The sequence below is a fragment of the Microbacterium sp. K35 genome (assembly GCF_004794375.1).
GTDB lineage: Bacteria > Actinomycetota > Actinomycetes > Actinomycetales > Microbacteriaceae > Microbacterium > Microbacterium sufflavum.
The window spans coordinates 1-263 of sequence record NZ_SSDM01000311.1; the positions used below are offsets into that span (position 1 = coordinate 1).

At 78.7% G+C, this 263-nt stretch carries 1 protein-coding gene; it reads left to right on the forward strand.

The features are described 5' to 3' along the window. The coding region (locus DW299_RS12305) for an LLM class flavin-dependent oxidoreductase (RefSeq protein ID WP_136036759.1) at positions 1-263 on the forward strand (263 nt) is incomplete at both ends.

Consider the following 263-nt stretch of genomic DNA (forward strand, 5'->3'; position numbering starts at 1 on the left):
GACGCGGTCGCCACGCGGCGGGGGCTGCGGGAGGTCGCGGCGGAGGCCGGGCGCTCGCCGGAGGAACTGCGGGTGATCGCGCCCGTGCTGCCCGTGGTCGCCGAGACGCACGCCGAGGCGCAGCGCATCGTGGCGCGGTTGCTCGCGCTCGTGCCGCTCGCGGAGGGGCATCAGGTCGAGCGCCCCGGGTTCCCGGCGAACCGCACGGTCGCGGCGCTCGCGGACGCCTTCGACGTGCCGGGGGACGACCCCCTGCGCGTCGA